This is a genomic window from Paraoerskovia sediminicola (assembly GCF_030296575.1).
Taxonomy (GTDB): domain Bacteria; phylum Actinomycetota; class Actinomycetes; order Actinomycetales; family Cellulomonadaceae; genus Paraoerskovia; species Paraoerskovia sediminicola.
The window spans coordinates 2,514,957-2,533,275 of sequence record NZ_AP027729.1 but is presented as its reverse complement, the minus strand read 5'-3'; the positions used below and the strand labels follow the sequence as shown (position 1 = coordinate 2,533,275).

15 protein-coding genes and 5 pseudogenes are annotated in these 18,319 nt (G+C 74.0%); 5 read left to right on the top strand and 15 right to left on the bottom strand.

Going from position 1 to position 18,319, the window contains the following annotated elements; genetic code table 11:
- Window positions 1-122: 122 nt before the first annotated feature.
- The 10 genes and pseudogenes from mutM to QUE47_RS11665 all read right to left on the bottom strand — a co-directional run bounded on the left by mutM (window position 123) and on the right by QUE47_RS11665 (window position 9,000).
- Window positions 123-1,144, bottom strand: a pseudogene (gene mutM, locus QUE47_RS11710) (bifunctional DNA-formamidopyrimidine glycosylase/DNA-(apurinic or apyrimidinic site) lyase).
- 20 nt (window positions 1,145-1,164) lie between these two features.
- Complete coding sequence (gene rnc, locus QUE47_RS11705) at window positions 1,165-1,902, bottom strand: ribonuclease III (RefSeq protein WP_286217430.1); 738 nt, start codon at window positions 1,900-1,902, stop codon at window positions 1,165-1,167.
- Between the two features lie 5 nt (window positions 1,903-1,907).
- On the bottom strand, window positions 1,908-2,102 hold the full coding sequence (rpmF, locus tag QUE47_RS11700; protein ID WP_123308805.1) for a 50S ribosomal protein L32: 195 nt from the start codon (window positions 2,100-2,102) through the stop codon (window positions 1,908-1,910).
- Between the two features lie 2 nt (window positions 2,103-2,104).
- The gene (locus tag QUE47_RS11695; protein ID WP_434019680.1) at window positions 2,105-2,692 is read right to left on the bottom strand and encodes a YceD family protein; all 588 of its coding nucleotides are present in this window, start codon (window positions 2,690-2,692) and stop codon (window positions 2,105-2,107) included.
- Window positions 2,693-2,922: 230 nt separating this feature from the next.
- Window positions 2,923-3,522 (bottom strand): hypothetical protein, encoded by a 600-nt coding sequence (locus QUE47_RS11690; RefSeq protein ID WP_286217429.1) that lies wholly within the window; start codon window positions 3,520-3,522, stop codon window positions 2,923-2,925.
- Window positions 3,519-4,022: a pantetheine-phosphate adenylyltransferase gene (coaD, locus tag QUE47_RS11685; protein ID WP_286217428.1), complete on the bottom strand. Its 504-nt coding sequence runs from the start codon at window positions 4,020-4,022 to the stop codon at window positions 3,519-3,521. Before coaD ends, QUE47_RS11690 begins: the two co-directional genes overlap by 4 nt.
- 5 nt (window positions 4,023-4,027) lie before the next feature.
- Entirely contained in the window at window positions 4,028-4,636 is a 609-nt protein-coding gene (rsmD, locus tag QUE47_RS11680; protein ID WP_286217427.1) for a 16S rRNA (guanine(966)-N(2))-methyltransferase RsmD, read from the bottom strand.
- Window positions 4,637-4,677: 41 nt separating this feature from the next.
- Window positions 4,678-6,929: pseudogene (locus QUE47_RS11675) on the bottom strand (ATP-dependent DNA helicase RecG).
- Window positions 6,926-7,339, bottom strand: coding sequence for a hypothetical protein (locus QUE47_RS11670; RefSeq protein WP_286217425.1), 414 nt, complete (start codon window positions 7,337-7,339; stop codon window positions 6,926-6,928). Before QUE47_RS11670 ends, QUE47_RS11675 begins: the two are co-directional and overlap by 4 nt.
- Complete coding sequence (locus QUE47_RS11665; protein WP_286217424.1) at window positions 7,336-9,000, bottom strand: DAK2 domain-containing protein; 1,665 nt, start codon at window positions 8,998-9,000, stop codon at window positions 7,336-7,338. The genes QUE47_RS11670 and QUE47_RS11665 overlap by 4 nt, the downstream gene beginning before the upstream one ends.
- A gap of 271 nt (window positions 9,001-9,271) precedes the next feature.
- Here QUE47_RS11665 and rpmB point away from each other — a divergent pair, with 271 nt between their 5' ends.
- A complete protein-coding gene (gene rpmB / locus QUE47_RS11660) occupies window positions 9,272-9,463 on the top strand; it encodes a 50S ribosomal protein L28 (protein WP_188522570.1) in 192 nt (63 codons plus the stop codon).
- A gap of 125 nt (window positions 9,464-9,588) precedes the next feature.
- A complete protein-coding gene (locus QUE47_RS11655) occupies window positions 9,589-10,098 on the top strand; it encodes a GNAT family N-acetyltransferase (protein ID WP_286217423.1) in 510 nt (169 codons plus the stop codon).
- Between the two features lie 9 nt (window positions 10,099-10,107).
- Here the strand turns inward: QUE47_RS11655 and QUE47_RS11650 are convergent.
- Window positions 10,108-11,150 (bottom strand): annotated as a pseudogene (locus QUE47_RS11650) (thiamine-phosphate kinase).
- A 140-nt stretch (window positions 11,151-11,290) separates the two neighbouring features.
- Between QUE47_RS11650 and QUE47_RS11645 the strand changes: the two are divergent.
- Complete coding sequence (locus tag QUE47_RS11645) at window positions 11,291-11,860, top strand: DUF3515 family protein (RefSeq protein WP_286217422.1); 570 nt, start codon at window positions 11,291-11,293, stop codon at window positions 11,858-11,860.
- A gap of 18 nt (window positions 11,861-11,878) precedes the next feature.
- Here QUE47_RS11645 and QUE47_RS11640 read toward each other — a convergent pair.
- Window positions 11,879-13,004 (bottom strand): annotated as a pseudogene (locus QUE47_RS11640) (D-alanine--D-alanine ligase family protein).
- 93 nt (window positions 13,005-13,097) lie between these two features.
- Here QUE47_RS11640 and QUE47_RS11635 point away from each other — a divergent pair.
- Entirely contained in the window at window positions 13,098-14,294 is a 1,197-nt protein-coding gene (locus tag QUE47_RS11635) for a trans-sulfuration enzyme family protein (RefSeq protein ID WP_286217421.1), read from the top strand.
- A gap of 43 nt (window positions 14,295-14,337) precedes the next feature.
- The gene (locus QUE47_RS11630) at window positions 14,338-15,120 is read left to right on the top strand and encodes an AMIN-like domain-containing (lipo)protein (protein WP_286217419.1); all 783 of its coding nucleotides are present in this window, start codon (window positions 14,338-14,340) and stop codon (window positions 15,118-15,120) included.
- A 15-nt stretch (window positions 15,121-15,135) separates the two neighbouring features.
- Here the strand turns inward: QUE47_RS11630 and QUE47_RS11625 are convergent, their stop codons facing one another.
- The 3 genes and pseudogenes from QUE47_RS11625 to murA all read right to left on the bottom strand — a co-directional run bounded on the left by QUE47_RS11625 (window position 15,136) and on the right by murA (window position 18,239).
- A complete protein-coding gene (locus tag QUE47_RS11625) occupies window positions 15,136-16,188 on the bottom strand; it encodes an NAD(P)H-dependent glycerol-3-phosphate dehydrogenase (protein WP_286217418.1) in 1,053 nt (350 codons plus the stop codon).
- Window positions 16,185-16,904 carry a lysophospholipid acyltransferase family protein gene (locus QUE47_RS11620; RefSeq protein WP_286217417.1) on the bottom strand — a complete coding sequence of 240 codons (720 nt, stop codon included), beginning with the start codon at window positions 16,902-16,904 and terminating at the stop codon, window positions 16,185-16,187. The genes QUE47_RS11625 and QUE47_RS11620 overlap by 4 nt, the downstream gene beginning before the upstream one ends.
- Before the next feature lie 19 nt (window positions 16,905-16,923).
- A pseudogene (gene murA, locus QUE47_RS11615) lies at window positions 16,924-18,239 on the bottom strand (UDP-N-acetylglucosamine 1-carboxyvinyltransferase).
- Window positions 18,240-18,319 lie beyond the last annotated feature (80 nt).

Here is an 18,319-nt window from a genome sequence, read left to right as displayed (position 1 = left end):
GCGCAAGCAAGGTCGAGGCGCTGCGGGCGGACTCGCAGCTGAGCAACGTCGTCGACCGCTGACGCCGGACCGCGGGTGACGCCGGACCGCCGGTGACGCCGGGCGAGCAGCGCGTCAGAAGCTCACGCGGTGGACGCTCCGGGCCGATCCACGGGCTCGACCCGCACGCGCGGCGCGCGCGGGGCCCGCGGGCGGGGCTGGCACACCGGGCACCAGAACGACGACCGGTTCATGAACGCGTCGCGGCGGACGACGGCCCCGCAGCGGGCGCACGCCTCGCCCTCCTGCCCGTACACGGCGAGGGAGCGGGAGAAGTAGCCCGACGCGCCGTTGACGTTCACGTACAGCGCGTCGAAGCTCGTGCCGCCCTGGACGAGCGCCTCCCGCATGACGCCCTCCGCCGCGGCCAGCAGGCGGACGGCGTCGGACTGCCGGAGGCGCTGCGTCGGCCGGGCGTAGTGGAGCCCGGCGCGCCACAGGGCCTCGTCGGCGTAGATGTTGCCCACCCCGGAGACGAGCGACTGGTCGAGGAGCGCGCGCTTGACCTCCGTCCGACGACGTCGCATCGCGCGGGCCACGTCGTCCGGCCGGTACGCGGGGTCGAGCGGGTCGCGCGCGATGTGCAGCGCCGGGACCGGCAGGAGCGCCAGGTCCGAGCCCAGACCGCCGGGTTCGCCGTCCGGGGTCGGTGCGAGGTCCTGGACGGACAGGTGCCCGAACGTCCGCTGGTCGACGAAGTCGAGGGTGAGCCCGCCGGAGAGCGTGAGCCGGACCCGCAGGTGGCGGTGCTGCTCCGCGGCCTCGGCACTGGTGCGCACGAGTAGCTGGCCCGACATCCCGAGGTGAGCCAGGAGCGCGGCCGACGGGACGGCGTCCGACACCCCGCCCGGACCCTGCGCCGGTACGCCGGCAGGCACGATGCCCGCTCCCCGCCGGGCTCGGCGAGCACGAGCCACAGGAACTTGCCGCGGCGCACCGCGGCCGTGAGCGTCCGGCCGACCAGCTGGGCGCGGAACGCGACCGGTCCGCCGTCCTGGCCGCGGACGGAGTAGTCGCGCAGGACCTCGACCTCGCGGACCGTCCGGCCCAGGACGTGTCGTGCGAGCCCGTCGCGGACGGTCTCGACCTCGGGGAGCTCAGGCACCGGTGGTCAGGTCCGGCTCGTCAGGAGGCGCGGACGTCGGACGCGGGCGGCTCGGTGGTCTCCGGGGTGGCCTCGAGGCCTGACGTGATCGCGGCGTAGGCGGCCTCGGCGGCGACCTGCTCGGCGTGCTTCTTCGCGGTCCCCGTCCCGGTGCCGCGGACGACCCCGTCCACGAGCACCTCCGCCGTGAACGCCCGGGCGTGGTCGGGGCCCTCGGCGGTGACGACGTACTCGGGCGCGGACATGCCACGGGTCGCCGCGGCCTCCTGGAGCGACGTCTTCCAGTCGAGGCCCGCGCCGAGGTCGGCAGCGGCCACGAGGGTCGGGCGCACGAGCCGCAGGACGAGCTCGCGGGAAACCTCGATGCCGTGGCTCAGGTACACCGCACCCAGCAGGGCCTCCACGGTGTCCGAGAGGATCGAGTCCTTGTCGAACCCGCGGGTGCCCTTCTCGCCCTTGCCGAGCAGGATGTACTGCCCCAGGTCGAGCGAGCGGGCGACGGCGGCCAGCGACCGCTGCGAGACGGTCGCGGACCGCATCTTGGCGAGCGCGCCCTCGGGCAGGTCGGGGTGCGTGCGGTAGAGCTCCTCGGTCACGACGATGCCCAGCACGGAGTCACCCAGGAACTCGAGACGCTCGTTCGTGGGGATGCCGCCGGCCTCGTGCGCGAACGAGCGGTGCGTCAGGGCGAGCACGAGAAGCTCGGGGTCCAGATGGACCCCGAGCTTCTCGAGAAGACCGGTCGCGACCGGCGCCACGGGACTCAGCCCGCGTGCTCGGCGCGCAGCGCCTCGCTGTACTGACGGCCCTTGTAGGTGCCACAGGTGGGGCACGCGGCGTGCGACAGCTTGTTGCCCTTGCACTGCGGGCAGGTGGCGAGGGTCGCGGCGGACGTCTTCCACTGCGAACGACGCGCACGGGTGTTGCTGCGCGACATCTTGCGCTTCGGAACAGCCACGGCTAGCTCTCTTTCGTCTCGTCGGACACGTTCGTCGAATCGAACATGCTCTCTAGCGCCGACCAGCGAGGGTCGACCACATCATGGGAGTGCTCCGGGTCGTCGGCCATGCGTGCTCCGCAGAGGGAGCACAGGCCGAGGCAGTCCGGACTGCACAACGGTTGGAATGGTAGTCCAATGACCACCGCATCCCGAAGCGCGGGCTCCAGGTCGGCGAGGTCGCCCTCCAGCTCGTAGAGCTCCTCGTCGTCGTCACCCGACTCCTCGGCGGCCTCGGCGCGCTCCGGGTAGGCGAACAGCTCCTGGATCTCGGCGACCACGTCCCGCGTCAGGGGGTCGAGGCACCGCCCGCACTCGCCGACGGCCGTGGTGGTCGCGGTGCCCGAGACGAGCACGCCCTCCATGACGGCCTCGAGGCGCAGGTCCAGCGCGACGGGCGCACCCTCGGGGACGCCGATGACGGCCGTCCCGAGCTCGGCGGGCGCGTCGACGGTGCGCTCGAGCCGACGCATCGAGCCCGGGCGTCGGCCGAGCTCGTGCACGTCGAGCACGAGAGGCGACCTCGGGTCGAGGGTCGAGTGGCGGTCCACGGCGGATCCAAGCGTCGGTGTCGGTGGTCTTGCAGGTGGTCCGTGCGGTGAGCGCCGCGCCCCGGTCGGGGCGATCGCGGCCAGAGCCGCGCGGCGTCCCGTCGATGTCGACCGGGCGGAGCAACGGCGGCGTGCCGATGAGCGCCCATGACGACGAAGGTAGGACCAACGGACCATCCTACGCGATGAACGCGGGTCAGCGGAACGTCAGGCGCGTCACACCGTGGGCGTCACGCGCCGCCGGGGGCCTCGCGGGGCTCCGCCAGCCGGGCACGCCCCGCATGGACCTGGGCGAGCATCTTGCCCAGGTCGATCTCGAAGCCCGAGAGCCGCTGGTCGCAGTAGTCGTCGGCCTCCGCGCGGCGCCGGCGCGCGTCGTCGTCGGCGGCCCGGACGATCTCGTCCGCACGCTCCTGGGCCTGGACGACGACCGACTCGCGCTGCACGAGGGCGAAGGCGCGGGCCCGCGCCGCCGCCACGAGCTCGTCGGCCTTGCGCTCGGCCTCCTCGATGGTCGCCTCGGCGGACGCCAGGACGGCGTCGGCGTGGGCGAGCTGCTCCGTCAGCTCCGCGCGTAGCTTCTCGACGAGGGCCTGCGCCTCCGGGCGATGGACCAGCACCGACGAGGACATCGGCATCGGCCGTGCCGTGTCGAGGAGCCGCGCGAGGTCGTCCATCAGCCCGGGGACGATCGCCCCCGACTCTGCGACGGCGTCCACGAGGGGCGTCTCCGGCTGGGTATCGGCGCCCGGGGCGCCGCCGGTCGGCCCGACCGCACCGCCCTGACCGCTCGGACCGCTGGTCCCGCTCGTCCCCGCACCGTCCGTCATCGCCGATCTCCCTCCCGTGCCTCCGCGAACGCCCTGCGCACCGCGTCGCCGACGCCGGGCGGGACGAGGTCGTCGACCGGTCCGCCGTGCCGCGCGATGTCCTTGACCAGCGAGGACGCGATGTGCGCGAGCGCCGCGTCGCCGACCACGAACACCGTCTCGACGCCCGCGAGGTGCCGGTTCATGAGGGCCATGGGCAGCTCGGCGTCGAAGTCGGCGCCTCCGCGCAGACCCTTGACGACCGCCGTGGCCCCGATCTCGGCGCAGTAGTCCACGAGCAGGCCGGGGACGACGGCGACCCGCACGTCCGCGAGGCCCGCGTCGTCGAGCGCGCGGCGAGCGAGGTCGACCCGCGCGTCGGCCGGCAGGAGCGCCGTCTTGCCCGCGTTGCGGGCCACCCCGACGACCACGTGGTCGACGAGCGCCCGGGCTCGGCGGACGACGTCCAGGTGGCCCAGGGTGATGGGGTCGAAGGACCCGGGGCAGACGGCGGTGGTCACCCCGGTCACGGTAGTACAGGCACCGGGTCGGTACGGGTGGGCGGGTGCTCGTGGCTCTCCGGACCGGCGAAGGCGTAGTGGACGGTCGTCTCGCCGTAGCTCTTGCGGGCGTCGGCCTCCCAGCCCTCGGGCCACCGGGGCTCCGGGCTCCGTGAGCTTCGCTCCACCACGACGAGCGAGTCGCGCGTGACCGCCCGCGTGGTCGCGAGGTGCTCGAGCAGGGACACGACCGTCTCGTCCCGCACGTCGTACGGGGGGTCGAGGAACACGAGGTCCCACGCCTTCACGGGCGGGGTGGCCACGAACCGTTCGGCCTTCTCGTGCACGACCTCGACGCCGTGCGCGCCGAGCTCGCGCGCGTTCCGGCGGCCCATCTCCACGGCGGAGCGGGCGGCGTCGACCAGGGTCGCGTGCGCGGCCCCGCGGCTGACGGCCTCGAGCCCGAGCGCCCCGGACCCCGAGTAGAGGTCGAGGACCCGTGCCCCGCGAAGCACGCCGTGGTGCTCGAGCCGCGAGAAGATCGCCTCCCGCACGCGGTCGCTCGTCGGTCTGGTGCCCCGTGGCGGGACGTGCAGGGTGCGCCCGCCGAACTCGCCGGCAACGATCCTCGTCATGGTCCGAGACTAGCCACCCGGAGGCGGCCCGCCGGACGGCGTCACGCCCGTTCGAGGAACTCCTCGCGCTCGGGGTCGAGCTGTTCGGCGATCGTCGCGGCCAGCACGGGGTGCTCGGCCAGCTCGGGGTCGTCGTCGACGACCGCGGTGGCGTCGCGCCGCGCGTCCTCGATGACGGCCGCGTCCTTGACCACCCGCAGCAGCCGGAGCGAGCTCCCCCGCCCGGACTGGGAGGCACCGAGCACGTCGCCCTCGCTGCGGAGACCGAGGTCGACCTCCGCGAGCCGGAACCCGTCCGTGGTCTCGGCCATGGTCTCGACCCGCACCGCCGCTGGACTGCCGGGCTCGGCGACCGACACCAGGAGGCACAGCCCCGCGGCGCTGCCGCGACCCACCCGGCCGCGGAGCTGGTGGAGCTGCGAGAGACCGAACCGGTCGGCGTCGAAGACGACCATCACGGTGGCCTCGGGGACGTCCACGCCGACCTCGACCACGGTCGTCGAGACCAGGACCGGCACCTCCCCCGACGCGAACGCGGCCATCGCCGCGTCCTTCTCGGCCGGTGGCATCCGTCCGTGCAGGGTGCCGATCCGGACTCCGGCGAGCGCGGGCACCGACGCGAGCCCCTCCGCGACTTCCAGGACGGCACGCAGAGGCGGCCGGTCCTCCGCCGCCCCGTCGAGGTCGAGCAGGTCGGGGCCGTCCTCGAGGTCGGACGACGTCGCGCCGGTCGCTTCACCTGACTTGCCGGTCGCGTCGGGCGGGTCGGGGTCGATCCGCGGGCACACGACATAGGCCCGGTGCCCCGCGTCCACCTCCTCCCGCACCCTGGACCAGACGCGCTGCATCCATGCCTCGTTGCTCGCCGGGACGACGACCGTCGCGATCGGCGACCGCCCGGCCGGGATCTCCGTGAGCGACGACGTCTCCAGGTCCCCGAACACGGTCATCGCGACGGTGCGCGGGATCGGCGTCGCCGTCATGACGAGCAGGTGCGGGGTCGTGCGCGCCTTGGCCCGCAGGGCGTCGCGCTGCTCGACACCGAACCGGTGCTGCTCGTCGACCACCACCAGGCCGAGGTCGGCGAACTGCACCTTGTCGCCGAGCAGCGCGTGCGTGCCGACGACGATGCCGGCGGCCCCGCTCGCGGCGTCCAGCAGGGCCTCCTTGCGCGCCGCCGCACCGAGCGAACCGGTCAGCAGCGCGACCCGGGTCGCGTTCGGGGAGCCGCCGAGCATCCCGCCGGCCGCGAGGTCGCCCAGCATCGACCGCAGCGTCCTCGCGTGCTGCGCGGCGAGGACCTCGGTCGGCGCGAGCAGCGCGGCCTGGCCCCCGGCGTCGACGACCTGCAGCATCGCGCGGAGCGCGACCACCGTCTTGCCCGAGCCCACCTCGCCCTGGAGCAGCCGCTGCATCGGTCGGGGCCGGGCGATCTCGTCCGCGATCTCCGCGCCGACCACCCGCTGACCCTGCGTGAGCGTGAACGGGAGCGCCTGGTCGAACTCCGCGAGTGCCCCGTGGTCCGAGGCGGGACGCGCGGTGGCCTCCTGGGCCGCGGCACGGGTCCGCCGCTGCGCCAGCGCGGCCTGCAGGACGAACGCCTCCTCGTAGCGCAGCCGCTCCTGCCCGCGACGCCAGTCCGACTCCTCGAACGGCTCGTGCACTGCGCGCAGCGCCGCGAGCCTCGAGCCGAAGCCCTTGCGCTCCTGGACCTGGGCCGGGAGGGGGTCCGGGACGTCCTCCTCCCGGAGCGGGTCGAGGACGGTGCGGACGGCGCGCTGGATGCGCCAGCTCGGCGCCTTCGCGCTGGCGGGGTAGATGGGGATCGGCCGACTGGCCTCGACGAGCGCCGACTCCTCGTCGTCCGCGTCGACACCGACGATCAGGTAGTCGGGGTGCGTGAGCTGACGCTCCCCCGGTAGGCCCCGACGACCCCCGTGAACAGCCCCATCCGGCCCGGGCGCAGCCGGTCCTCGTGATGGCGCAGCACCCCGGGCCGCTTGGCGAAGAACGTGAGCGAGAGGTCGTGATGCCCGTCGGTGACCACGGCCTGGAGCATGGCCCCGCCCCGCGAGCGCATCTGCCGGACGGTCGCGCGCGCGACGCGCGCCATGACCGTCACGTGCTCGCCGAGGGCGAGGCCCGCGAGGTCGCTGACCCGTCCAGGGTCGCCGTACCGGCGCGGGTAGTGCGCCAGGAGCCCGCCGACGTCGGACACCCCGAGGGCCTCGAGCGGTCCCGCCGACCGGGCCCCCAGGACCTTCGCCAACGGCTCGCGCAGCCGGTCGGTCACTCGACCCCCACCTCGACGCTCTCGTCGTGGCGCCCGGAGTCGACCGCGAGCACCTCGGCCGACGGCGCATGGTCCCGGATCGCGTCGATCAGGCCCGCGACCACGTCGGCCGAGACGTCCCGACCGTGCAGGAGCGTGACGATCTGCGCGGACCCGTCGACCGCGCGGAGGATCGTCGCGTGCGGACCGCGCCCCGGCACGGAGCCGGGCCGCTGACCCGGCGGACCGTCGACCGAGGACGCTCCGCGAGGCGTGCGGTCGCCCGAGGGCGCGGGCCCCGCGTCGCGGACGACGCGCACGGACCGGACGGCGTCGACCATCGCGTCGCGCGGGTCCTCGCCCGGCCCGACGGTCTGGAGCGCGGCGAGCGCCGAGATCGTGTGCAGGTCCCCGGCGCCGAGCACGGTCACGGCGAGCCGGGGGCGCCGGCGCCGTCGTCAGAGCCGTCGGCACCGCCATCGGCACCGCCGCCGTCGGGGCATTCGGCAGCTCCGTCAGCGCTACGGACGACGGCGTCCCCGAGCTCCGCGACGATGGCGGCCACGCGCTCGTGCAGGAGCCCCTCGTCGAGCTCGCGGCCCGGCAGCACGACGACCTTCGGCGACTGGACGTCGACGACGAGCCGAGCCACGTCGTCCAGATCGGGCTCCTCCTCGGTGTCCACGACGAGGACGACGCCGCCCGCACGCGCGAAGTCCGCGACGAGCCCGCTCGCGGCGGTCACGACGACCGTCCCGTGGCTCGCACCGCCGCCGCCCGGTGCGCCGTCCGAGGCCAGGGCGCGGCCGGGGCCGTCTGCCGCGACGGACAGGTGGCGCACCTCCACCTGACGGACGACACCACCGACGCGTCGGGCCGACCGGCGACCCGCGCGGATCGCGCGGACGGGCCGGTCCGTGTGGACGTGCGCCTGCCAGACGCCGTCGCCGCCCGTCACCACGACGGAGACACCGAGCTCGGCCAGGGCCCGCCGGAGCTGTTCGGCGACCCGGTCGACGTTCTCGCCCGCAGGTTCGCCGGCGGTGTCGTCCGTGCTGTCGTCCGTGTTGTCAGCCGTGCTGTCGCCGACAGGGCGACCTGCACCGTCCACGGCAAGGTCATGCGCACTGTCGCCCGCAGGGTCTAGCGCACCGTCACCCGCGCCTTCCACGCTCGCACCCGCCGCACCGTGAAGCACGAACATGACCTCGAACTCGCCGTCGGCACCGTGCCCGTGACTGTGACTGTGACTGTGAGCGTCACCGTTCACGTCCGCAGACGCCACCGCGCCGTAGGACGCCGACCCGCCGCCGACCGGTCCGCCCGCAAGGTCGCCCGCTGAGTCGCCCGCGGGACCGTCGACCGCCGGTCGTCGGTGCTCGAGCAGCGTCTCCATGCGGTCGAGGATGCCCTGGGCGTCCGACACCCCGGAGACGCAGCGATCGAGGGCCGCGAGCAGGACGCACAGACCGAGCGCCCCCGCGTCGTGCACACCGGCCCGGCGCAGCACCCCGAGATCGTCCTGGCTCGCAGCGGCCGAGCCGACGGCCGCCGCGAACGCGGCCCGGGTGACGGCCCCGACGTCGTCGGCCTCGTGACCAGCCTCGTGACCAGCCTCGCCATCAGCCTCGTCACCAGCCTCCCGAGAGACGACGGCGAGGGCGGCGTCGCCAGCCGCGGTCGCCGCGGAGAGGATCGTGCCCGGCGCGGGCTCGAGGACGGCGGACCGCGCGGCGACGGCCCCGGCCCCGAGGGCGCGCGCGAGCGCTGTGGCGCTGCCCGCCACGTCGAGCCCGGGCCCGAGCCCGCGCAGGTACTCGGCGAGGATCGACCCGGAGTTGCCACGGGCCCCGAGGAGGGCGCCGCGCGCGACGGCACGGACCGTCGCGGAAGCAGAGGCCCCGGCCGGGAGGCTCTCGAGCTCGCGGACGCCGTGCGCGAGGGTGAGGTAGAGGTTCGTCCCCGTGTCCGCGTCGGCGACCGGGAAGACGTTGAGCGCGTCCAGGCGTGGCCGCACCCTCCCCAGGTCGTCGCACGCCGCGCGCAGCCAGCGTCGGACGAGCGCCGCGTCGACGCGCTGTGCTCCGCTCACTCGTGCTCCGTCCGCCCGGAAGGTCTGCTCGGATCGACATGATCGATCAGGTCGCTCGGGTACTGTGCTGGAGGACACGCTATCGGCGCTCGCTGGTTCGCTGCGCAGTCGCCGTGGAGTCGGTGCGCAATTTGAGTGCTCGGCCCCGATCGGCTAGTCTGTTCAGGTTGCCTGGAGCGATTCGGGCCACCCAAGACCATCCCCAGTGCATTCGAGGACGTCGACGCTGCCTCAGCGCCGTCCCGACGTGCAACGACGATCAGGAGTAACCGTGGCTGCCAACTGCGACGTCTGCGGCAAGGGCCCCAGCTTCGGGCACAGCATCTCGCACTCGCACATCCGCACCAAGCGCCGTTGGAACCCGAACATCCAGCGCGTGCGCGCCGTGGTGGCCGGGACGCCGAAGCGCGTGAACGTGTGCACCTCGTGCCTCAAGGCCGGCAAGGTCACGCGCCAGGCCTGAGTCTCGCTCTCGAACGAGCCCGCCGCGTCCGCGCCGGCGGGCTTTTTCGTGTCCCGGGACGTCCCGGTCTGTTCGCGCGCCTGTTTCGCGTGTCGGAACGTCCGACCTGGTGAGAAGATCGACGCATGACCAACGAGTACGACGACGTGAGCATCCGCCCGGCCGCCGTCTCGGACGCGCACTCGATCGCCCGGGTGAACATCGCGTCGTGGCGCCACGCCTATACAGGCCTCGTCCCCGACGAGTACCTGTCGTCCCTCGACGTCGAGCTCCGCACGAGCTGGTTCGCCGCGTACCTGGCCGACGACCACCCGAGCGAGACCTGGGTCGCGATCGCCGACGACCGCATGCTCGGTTTCGTCACCGTCGGCCCGTCCCGGGACGAGGACGCCGAGCCGTCCGACCGCGAGATCTATGCGATCTACCTGGACCCGGAGGCCTGGGGCCGCGGGGTCGCCCGCGACCTCATGCGCACCGTCGTCGACGACGGTTCCACCATCACCCTCTGGACCATCGCCGACAACGAGCGCGCCCAGCACTTCTACCGTCGGCACGGGTTCCAGCCGGACGGGGTCGAGAAGTCCGAGGAGATCGGCGGCCGGTACATGACGCAGCTCAGGTTTCGCCGCAACTGACCTGACGGGTCACGCCCCGAAGTGGTCCCACCCGGTCGCTCGGACGTCGGGCTCCTGACCGTCGACGGTCACCCCTGGCTCGCCGCCGGACGTCGCGAGCACCCGGCCCACCGCGCGGAACGGCTCGGGCAGCGCCGTGTCGGCGGGGAACGTGGCCAGCAGGCCGTGGTCCTCTCCCCGGTCAGCACCCACTCGTCGACGTAGCCGCGCCAGGCGTCGGCGCCCGCGGGCGCGTACGGGCCGGGGTCCTCGGCCGCCACGGCGAGCGCCGCGTCGCGCAGACCCGCGGCGTCGTCGGCGAACGCCTCGCGGTCCAGGTCGATCCGCACCGAGCTCGCCCGGGCCACCCGGCCCGCGTCCCGGAGCAGCCCGTCCGAGAGGTCGAGCATCGACGTCGCCCCCGCCCGTGCCGCCACGGCCCCCGCGGAGATCGGCGGGTCGGGCCGCAGGTACGCGGCGGTCGCCTCGTCCTGGTCCTCGGGGTCGACCCCGAGGGACGCCCGCCCGACCCCGGCGAGCGCGAGACCGGCCGCGGACCACCCGCGCCGCCCGGCGTGCGCGACGACGTCCCCCGCCCGCGCGCCCGACCGCAGCACCGGCGTCCGACCCTCGAGGTCACCGTGCACGGTGACGGCGACGACGATCACCGGTCCGGACGAGAGGTCTCCCCCGACCACGGCGGCGCCCGAGGCGGCGCACGCCGCCGCCAGACCCCGGGCCAGCCCGGTGACCCAGTCGACGCGCACGTCGCCGGGGACCACCAACGAGACCACCAGGGACGTCGGCCGGGCGCCCATCGCGGCCGCGTCGGCGAGGTTCTGGACCGCGGCGCGCCAGCCGACGTCGAAGCCCGTCGACCAGTCGCGGCGGAAGTGCCGGTCCTCGACGAGGACGTCCGTCGAGACGACCACGCGCGCGTCCGGGGCCCGGACCACGGCAGCGTCGTCGCCCGGCCCGACGAGGGTCGCGTCCCCGGCGGGCAGGAGCGGGAAGATCGCGGCGAGGAGCTCCGACTCCGTGGTCTCGGCGACGGTGCGCGGGTCGGGGGTCACGCGGACACTGTAGTTCGCAGGACCTGAGCGAGTTCACGCGTGATCACGGGACCGCTCCGGCCTGGGTTTCGGACTTGCGCCGGACAGGCCCCGGACCGACGCCGGTCATGAGACCCCCGCGCGGCCACTACCGTGGGGACGTGAACCGCACGACCTCCCCGACGCCTCGGACGACGTCCCTCTCCTCGCCCGCCGCCTCGCCCTCCCGCTCGCGCTCGGCGCTCGCCCGCACCGGCCTGGCCGGTCTCACCTGCCTCGCCGTCGCGACCGCCGTCGCGGGCTGCACCCCGACGATCGGTGTGCCCGTCGCCGAGGATGCCGCGAACCCGGTCTGCGCGGAGATCGTGCTGTCGCTGCCGGACGAGCTCGTCGGGATGCCCCAGACCCACACGGACAGCCAGGCGACGACCGCATGGGGCGAGCCGGGGGCGGCCGTCACGTTCCGGTGCGGGGTGACACCCCCAGGGCCGACGGCCGAGGCCCCGTGCCTGACGGTCCCGAGCGACAGCGGCGACGTGGACTGGCTCGCCGCGCCGGACGACGAGGGCACGTGGACGTTCGTCACCTACGGGCGCGACCCGGCCGTCGAGGTGAAGGTCCCCCCGGAGATCACGGACGAGCGGTCGACGTCGTTCGTCGGGGACCTCAACGCGGCCGTCGTGGACGTCCCGCAGACCCGGGAGTGCGTGGGCGCGCAGGACGCCGGCTGAGCGCCGCGCGGCCCCCGTTCAGCGCAGCCCGGTGGGGCGCGCCAGCGCGAGCTCGATCAGCTCGGTGATGAGCTCCGGGTAGGCGAGGCCGGACCGCTCCCACATGCGCGGATACATCGAGATCGGGGTGAACCCCGGCATGGTGTTGATCTCGTTGACGAGCACCTGCTCGTCGGGCGTCACGAAGACGTCGACGCGCGAGAGCCCCTCGGCACCGACGGCCTCGAACGTCCGCGCGGCGATGTCCCGGACCTGGTCGATCACGTGCTGCGGCAGGTCGGCCGGGCAGCTCAGCTCGACGCCCGACTCGTCGAGGTACTTCGCCTCGAAGTCGTAGAACCCGTGGTCGGACGACGTCACGACGATCTCGCCCGGCATCGAGGTCCGGGGCGCTCCCCCGTCGCGGTCACCGAGCACCGCACACTCGATCTCGCGCCCGACGACGCCCTGCTCGACGATCACCTTGGGGTCGTGCCGCTCGGCCTCGGCGACCGCCGCGGCCAGGTCCGCGAGGTCGTCGACCTTGGTGATCCCGATGCTCGATCCGCCACGGGCCGGCTTGACGAAGACGGGGAGACCGAGGGCAGCCACGGCGGCGGTGCACGCGGCCGGGTCACGGTCGAACTCCCCGGCCGCAGCAACGTGTACGGACCGACAGGCAGTCCCTGACCTGCGATCACGAGCTTGGTGACGTGCTTGTCCATGCCGACCGCCGAGGCGAGCACGCCCGCGCCGACGTAGTGGAGGTCCGCCATCTCGAGGAGGCCCTGCAGTGTCCCGTCCTCCCCGAACGGCCCGTGCAGCAGGGGAAGACCACGTCGATGGCGCCCAGGTCACGCAGGACCCCGTCCTCGACCACGCGGGCCGCCGGGCTGGGCGCACCCAGCGGGAGGACGACGTCCCCGGCGAGCGACTCGACCTCGGGCAGCTCCTCGCCGCCGAAGGACCAGCGGTCCGGGTCGTCCGGCGCGAGCACCCAGCGACCGTCGCGCGTGATCCCGACGGGCAGGACGTCGTAGCGGTCCCGGTCTATGGCGCGCAGCACACCGGCCGCGGTCACGCACGAGACCGGGTGCTCCGTGGAGCGACCGCCGAACAGGACGAGGACGCGCGGCCTGCGGCCGTTCGCGGGGTGGCTGGACATCGTCCCGAACCCTACCGGAGCGCTCCCCGCCGACGGCAGCCCCACGCTGCCCGACGACGTCCGACACCTCCGCGGGGCCGTAGCCTGAGCCGCATGAGCGACACCCCGACCCCGACCCACGAACCCCTGCCTCCTGGCTCCTCACCGGCCACCGTCGCCGTCGCGGCGGGGCGGCCGGCCCGCCGCCAGGGAGGCCCGGTCAACCCGCCCGTGGTGCTCTCGTCCACCTACGTCTCCCAGGGCGTCCAGGGCAGCGTCCACGGCCCCGGGGAGCTGCTCTACACCCGCATGGACACCGAGACCTGGCACCCGTTCGAGGAGGCGCTCGCCGCGCTCGAGGGCGCGACCGAGCCCGGGGTTGTCTTCTCCTCCGGGATGGCCGCGATCGCCTCGGTGTTCTCGTTCGTCCCGCACGGCGGGACGGTCGTGATCCCCCGCCACGCGTACCAGGTCACGCTCGGGTTCGCGGACGACCTCGCCGCGCGGGCCGACGTGACCGTGCGGCGGGTCGACGTCGCGGACACCGCCGCCGTCGTGGCCGCGATGGACGGCGCAGACCTGTGCGTGCTCGAGTCGCCGACGAACCCGATGCTCGAGGTCGCGGACCTGCCGGCGCTGCTCGCCGCCGCGCGCGCACGCGGCGTGCTCACGGTCGTCGACAACACGTTCGCCACGCCGCTCGGGCAGCAGCCGCTGGGCGACGGCGCCGACCTCGTCGTCCACTCGGTGACCAAGTACCTCGCAGGCCACTCGGACGTCGTGCTCGGGGCCGTGGTGACCGACGACCCCGAGCTCGCCCGGAAGGTCCGCGCGTACCGCACCCTGCACGGGTCGATCGCCGGGCCGTGGGAGGTCTGGCTCGCGCTGCGCGGGCTGCGCACCCTCGCGCTGCGCGTCGAGCGCTCGCAGGCCAACGCCGCCGAGCTCGCGCGGCGCCTCGCCGAGCACCCCGGAGTCGCGGAGGTCCGCCACCCGAGCCTGCCCGAGGACCCGGGGCACGAGCGCGCGACCCGGACCATGCGCGGGTACGGCTCCGTCATCGGGCTGCGCCCGCGCGGGGGCGTCGAGGGTGCCGACGCCGTCGTCGCGGCGGTCCGGCTCTGGCTGCCCGCGACCAGCCTCGGCGGCGTCGAGTCGTGCCTGGAGCGACGCCGACGCTTCCCGACCGAGTCCGTCACGGTGCCCGAGGACCTGCTGCGGATGTCCGTGGGCGTCGAGGACGTCGAGGACCTCTGGCGCGACCTCGAGCAGGCGCTCGACGCGCGTGGGGCCACCGAAGTGGGACGATAGGGACGGACCGCCCACCCCGGGGCGCCCACGGAGGTGCGTCGACATGGTGACCCGATCCCGCGCCAGGGACCGGTGGGCGGTCGCCGCCGTCGTGATCACGGTCGTCACCGCGACCGCTCTCGCCGCCTGCGGTGACGACGACGGCGCGGGCACCGGCCCGAGCCCCGCACCCAGCGGCGACGTCGCCACGGAGGACGCCACGCCGTCCGACACCCCCAGCGCGTCCGAGACGCCCGGCAAGCTGCCCAGCGGCCTGCCCACGGACCCGCAGACACCGCCGGGCGAGGCCGGCGACGGGACGGGCGACGGCACCACGGGCGACGACGGACAGGGAGCGCTCGACGGCGCCGGGATGAAGGACTCGGACCCCGACGGCGACGTGCCGTTCCCCGCGAACACCGAGCCCGACACCCAGAGCGCGTCGGCGGACGCGGCCCTCACCGTGACCGCGGTCCGGATCGGCGCGCACGACGACTACGACCGCGTCGTGCTCGAGCTCGCCGGCACCGGGACGCCGGGGTGGCGCGCGGCGTACGTCGACGCCCCGACGGAGGACGGCAGCGGGGCGCCGGTCGACGTCGACGGGGACGCCGTGCTGAGTCTCCGGATCGAGGGCACCACGTACCCGTTCGAGACCGGCGCGACCGAGTACGGCGGAGCGAACCCGCTCCGGGTGGCCGGGACCGACGTGGTCACCGAGGTCGTCTACTCCGGCGTCTTCGAAGGCGTCACGACCGCGTTCGTGGGGGTCGACGACGAGAAGCCGTTCCGCGTGTACTCGCTCACGGACCCGACCCGGGTCGTCGTCGACGTGCGCGACGACTGACCGTCGCGCGAACCGTCAGACGATGCCCTCGGCCTTCTGGGGGCGCGAGAGCAGAGCGCGCGCCATCTCGGCGACGGGCAGGCCGTCGTTCAGGACGGCGGAGACGCCGGCGGTGATCGGCATGTCGACCCCCGCCGTGCGCGCGAGGTGCAGCACCGAGCGGCACGACTTGACCCCCTCGGCCGTGCCGCCGGTCGCGGCCACGGCCTCCTCGAGGGTCATGCCCTGACCGATGTGCTTGCCGAGCGTGTGGTTGCGGGACAATGGCGACGCGCACGTGGCCATCAGGTCCCCCATGCCCGCGAGCCCCGGGAAGGTCCGCGCGTCGGCCCCGAGGGCGAGCCCGAGGCGCGTGATCTCGACCAGACCGCGCGTGATGACGGTGGCGGTCGTGTTGAATCCGAAGCCGCGACCCTGCGCCATGCCGACGGCGATCGCGATGACGTTCTTGACCGCCCCGCAGAGCTCGACGCCGACCACGTCGGAGTTCGTGTACGGGCGGAAGTAGCTGGTCGAGCAGGCCGCGGCGACGCGGGCCGCCGTCGCCTCGCTCGTCGACGACACGACGGTCGCCGTCGGCTGGTGCTCGGCGATCTCACGGGCCAGGTTGGGCCCGGACAGGACGGCGATGCGGTCGTCCGGCAGGCCCAGGGCGTCCGCGATCACGGTGCTCATCCGGTCGTCCGTCGAGAGCTCGACGCCCTTCATCAGGGAGACGGCCACGGCTCCGTCGGCGACGTGCGGCCGCAGCTCGCGCAGGGTGACGCGTGCCGTCTGCGACGGGACCGCGGCGACGACGATCTCGGCGCCGTCGAGGGCGTGCGCGGCGTCCGTCGTGGCCGCGATCCCCTCGGGCAGCGTGATGCCCGGGAGCCGCTTGCCGTTGCGCCGGGCCGTGTTGATCTGGTCGACGACGACGGGGTCGCGGCCCCAGAGCCGGACGTCGGAGCCCGCGTCGGCGAGGACGGCCGCGAACGTCGTCCCCCAGCTCCCGGCGCCGAGCACGGCGACGCGTGCAGGTGCGGAGACCGGGGCGCCGGTCGCCTCGTCGGAGATGTCCGTGGTCATGAGTCGTTCCTCGATCTGCGGGGGTCGAACGGGGGCTGCGGGGCGCTCGCGCCGCGGATGCCCTCCTGGAGGACGGTGATGGCCGCCATGATCCGCTCCGTCGCCTCGCGCAGGACCGCGCCGTCGATGTTCCGGTCGTAGAGGTCGGAGAGGTCGACGGGAGGCCCGGCGTGCACCGAGACGTCCTTGCGCGGGTACGGGCGGAACTTCTTGGAGTACTGCGGCAGGATCCGGTGCGCGCCGTACTGCGCGACGGGCACGACGGGGACGCGGGTGGTCAGCGCGAGCCGCGCCACCCCGGTCTTGCCGACCATCGGCCACAGCTCCGGGTCACGGGTCACCGTGCCCTCCGGGAACACCGCGACGCACTCCCCGGCCTCGAGTGCCTTCGCGGCGTCCCCGAGCGACGCGAGCGCGTCGGACGAGCCGCGGCGCACGGGGATCATGCCGGTGTGCGTGAGGATCGGGCCGAGGACGGGCACCTTCCACAACGAGTGCTTCGCCATGATCTTGGGCGCCCGACCGGCGTCGTACACGTAGTGCGCGAACGTCAACGGGTCGAACTGCGTCGCGTGGTTGGCCGCGATGAGGACTCCGCCGGTGGCGGGCACGTTGGCCTGACCCTGCCAGTCCTTGCGCGTCATCGACGACAGCAGGGGCCGCAGGACGACCGCGAGGGCGCGGTAGGTCTTGGACTCGGGGTGGGCGATCGGCACGGTCGGCAAGCCTACCGGCTCAGTCGCGCCACACGTCTGCCCCGAGGGCGAGCAGCTTGTCCTGGAAGTTCTCGTAGCCCCGGTCGATCAGCCCGATCCCCCGGACCGTCGAGGTGCCCTTCGCGGCGAGGGCCGCGATGAGGTGCGAGAAGCCGCCGCGCAGGTCGGGCACCTCGATGTCGGCGGCCTCGAGCGGTGTGGGACCGGAGACGACGGCGGAGTGGTGGAAGTTGCGTCGACCGAACCGGCACGCCGTCCCGCCCAGGCACTCCTTGTAGACCCCGATCGTGGCGCCCATGCCGCGCAGCGCGTCGGTGAACCCGAACCGGTTCTCGTACACCGTCTCGTGGACGATCGACAGGCCGTTCGCCTGGGTGAGGGCCACGACGAGCGGCTGCTGCCAGTCGGTCATGAACCCGGGGTGCACGCCCGTCTCCAGCACGATCGGGTCGAGGTCGCCGCCGGGGTGCAGGAACCGGATCCCGTCGTCCTGCACCTCGAACTTCCCGCCGACCTTGCGGAACGTGTTGAGGAACGCCATCATCCCGGGCTGCTCGGCGCCCTTGACCGTGATGTCCCCACCGGTCGCCAGCGCCGCGGACGCCCAGGACGCAGCCTCGATGCGGTCACCGAGCGCCGTGTGACGGTAGCCGTCGAGGCGCGAGACTCCTCGATGCGGATGACCCGGTCGGTGTCGACCGAGATGATCGCGCCCATCTTCTGCAGGACCGCGATCAGGTCCATGATCTCGGGCTCGATCGCCGCGTTCGACAGCTCGGTGATGCCCTCGGCTCGCACCGCGGTCAGCAGGAGCTGCTCGGTCGCCCCGACGCTCGGGTACGGGAGCTTGATCTTCGTGCCGCGCAACCCGTTCGGCGCCGTGAGCCGGATCCCGGAGTCGAGCTTGTCGACCGTCGCCCCGAACTGCCGCAGGATGTCCAGGTGGTAGTTGATCGGCCGGTCGCCGATCCGGCACCCGCCGAGGTCGGGGATGAACGCCTCGCCCAGGCGGTGCAGCAGCGGCCCGCAGAACAGGATCGGGATGCGGCTCGCGCCGGCGTGCGCGTCGATGTCGGCCACGTGCGCCGACTCGACGGCCGTGGGGTCCATGCGCAGGACACCCGTGACCTCGTCGTGCTCGACCTCGACGCCGTGCAGGCGCAGCAGACCGCTGACGACCTTCACGTCGCGGATCTGCGGCACGTTGCGCAGCTCGCTGGGCGACTCCCCCAGCAGTGCCGCGACCATCGCCTTCGACACGAAGTTCTTCGCACCTCGGACGGTGATCTCCCCGCGCAGCGGGGTCCCTCCGGTCACGTTCAGGACGTCGTTCATGGGGGCGGGTCCTCATCTCGGTAGCGGGTGAGCCTCGTGCACCGCCCCCGATTATTCACCCTCGCGCACGGAGCGGCGGA